Source organism: Acetomicrobium mobile, assembly GCF_937920065.1.
In genome coordinates this window covers 1-2657 of record NZ_CALETC010000141.1, presented here as the reverse complement: position 1 = coordinate 2657, position 2657 = coordinate 1, and the positions used below count along the sequence as shown (strand labels likewise).

General features: G+C 46.7%; 2 protein-coding genes. One reads left to right on the top strand and one right to left on the bottom strand.

Translation table 11 applies throughout. The features are described from left to right. Window positions 1-295 precede the first annotated feature (295 nt). On the top strand, window positions 296-1183 hold the full coding sequence (locus Q7P41_RS05575; protein ID WP_303882798.1) for a tyrosine-type recombinase/integrase: 888 nt from the start codon (window positions 296-298) through the stop codon (window positions 1181-1183). A 93-nt stretch (window positions 1184-1276) separates the two neighbouring features. On the opposite strand, the gene Q7P41_RS05570 is transcribed toward Q7P41_RS05575, so the two are convergent. Beyond that, window positions 1277-2454 (bottom strand): IS3 family transposase gene (locus Q7P41_RS05570; RefSeq protein WP_303882797.1). Its coding sequence is split into 2 segments (ribosomal slippage): window positions 1277-2178 and window positions 2178-2454, totalling 1179 coding nucleotides; the frame shifts between segments, so codons are not numbered across the junction. Window positions 2455-2657 lie beyond the last annotated feature (203 nt).

Below are 2657 nucleotides of genomic sequence, written 5' to 3'. Positions count from 1 at the left end.
AAAAAATCCCGACGCTTCAAAAAACCAGTCGGGACATAAAAATGGGGTGAGCGAGGGGTCTCGAACCCCCAACCCCTGGAGCCACAGTCCAGTGCTCTGACCTATTGAGCTACTAAACTCTAACAGTAGCACACATGCGGGTTCTTAATCAACCTGTTTTCGGCAAATCGCAGCAAAATTGCCAAAGTCCAACGCTCCTAAATTTGCCCTTTCATAAAAACTGCAAGGCAAAATTATGAACCAAACGAACCGTGTGGTTTTATTTCAAGAGAAGTTTCAATCATGGGAGGATGCTTTGGAAGCCTTTTTACTTTTTAAGAAAGCTGATGGGCTTGCAGTTGGGACAATTGACGACTACCGCTACCATGTCACGAGGTTTTTTGGCCTATACCCCGATGCTTGGAACCCGTCCGACCTAAGCAGGGCAAGAGTTGCCGTTTTGTCCTATTTGGGCCAAGACGACATCGCACCGGCAACGTTCAACATCAGAAGGAAATACCTCAAAGCTTTCTTCTCGTGGCTGGTGGACGAAGGTGCTTACACAGGAAATCCCGTGGAAGGCATCAGGGCAAGGAAGGCCGAACCGAGAATCGTCCAGCATTCGGCCGAGACGTTGGCCAATCTTTTAAAGCTACCCGACAAGTCAACCTACTGTGGCAGGCGAGATTATGCCTTAATATGCCTTTCCATAGACACAGCCATAAGGCCAAGCGAAGCATTAGCACTTACTGTTGACGATGTCAACTTAAAAGAAATGACTGTGCTGGTCAGGGCATCAATCGCAAAGACACGAAAGAGCCGAACGCTACCCTTCTCCATTGAGACGGCAAAGGCAATACAGGGGTTAATTACCGCAAGGCCGAGGGAATGGGAAACACCGCTGCTCTTTGCCAACTACGAAGGAGACAGGCTAACGATTTCGGGTTGGAGACAGAGACTTAAAAAGGTTTACGCACCCAAGCTTGGCCTAAAGCGTCTTTCACCCTACGACTTACGGCATGATGCAGCACTCCACTTCCTGCGTAACGGCATGAACCCCTTTGCGTTGCAAACGATTATGGGACACACCACGCTTGACATGACCAAACGTTACATAGCCCTTGCCGAGTCAGACATAAGGGAAGCACACGATATGGCATCACCAGTGAAGAAGCTTTTGGGGAGCAAAAAGAGGGTCAGGTAAGGCCAATTAGCATAAAATGAGGGGTAAGAAATGAAACCAAGACGCATGTGTGAAGTAATGAACTGGACTTCCCCCGCTTTAGCGGACATCAACCTAAGTCACTTTTATTAGATTTTTATATGTTCTCTCGAATTCCTCCGGGCTTTTGTAGTCAAGGGTAGAATGCAGTCTAGTACGGTTGTAGAATACCTCAATATACTCAAAGATTTCGATCCTGGCTTCAGCCCTGGTTTTAAACCTGCGACGATATACAAGTTCTGCCTTCAAGGTCTTAAAGAAGCTCTCCATTGGAGAATTATCCCAACAATTGCCCTTGCGGCTCATTGAACATATATATCCTTCCTTTTCTAGCAGTTGTCTGTAAGCAAAGCTGCCATATTGGCTGCCCCTGTCGGTATGAACGATCAGCCCTGGCATTGGACGTCGGGCATGTATCGCCATATTCATGGCTTCAACGACCAGCTCCTGGGTCAACCGCTGTTTCATGGAGTATCCTACGATCTTCTTGGAGTAAAGGTCCATCACAGCCGCTAGGTATAGATATCCTTCGTAGGTGTGGATATAGGTTATGTCTGCCGCCCACTTCTCATCCGGACAGTAAGCGAAAAAATTTCTGTCTAAGACGTTATTTGCCACTGACATATTAGAACCCGAGTCGGTCGTGACCTTGAATCTGCGCCTCCCTACGGCCTTTAAACCTGCTTTTCTCATTATTCGTTCTATCCTCTTTTTGCTACAGTGAATGCCATCTTTTGCCATTTGTCTATGTATCCTGGGACTGCCATAGGTACGGCGGCTTTCGTTGTAGATATAAATTATACGTTCTTTTATGATTTCTTCCTGAATTTGCCTTTGGCTTAAAGGCTCCTTTAGCCAAGAATAATATCTACTACGAGATACTTTCAGGACACGACACATCGTCTTTACGTGAAATACCTTCGAGTTATCCAGGATAAAACGGTATTTCATTTCGGGACTTTGGAAAAGATGGCTACAGCTTTTTTTAGTATGTCCCGTTCCTCCTGGACGAGTGCCAATTCCTTCTTTAGGCGACGGTTTTCTTCTTCCAGATCCGTTCCCCGTCTTGCCTTGCCCAGGCCGGGGAATGCCCTATCTTTATATTCTTCCTGCTCTCTTTTCCATCTTGCGAGCATGCTACAGCTGATTCCCAGATCTTTAGCTATTTCACTAATACTTTTGCCGCTGGTATGGCATAAGTCTACTGCGTTGCGTTTAAACTCCTCGTTGTAATGTCTCCTCGCACTTCCCATGAACAAAACGCCCCCTTCAGGTTGGATTATATAGTCTTAACTTCGTGTCCTGCAAATCGGGGGAGGGCCAAACGGTATCAGGTACTACACAGAGAAGGCACCGATAATTGCTCGCGATTGTTATTGGGACGGACACAACATGGAAAGACACGGACGCAACACCTACCTTTACAAGACGCCAAGGGGGGTTACTTTGCGGTGTA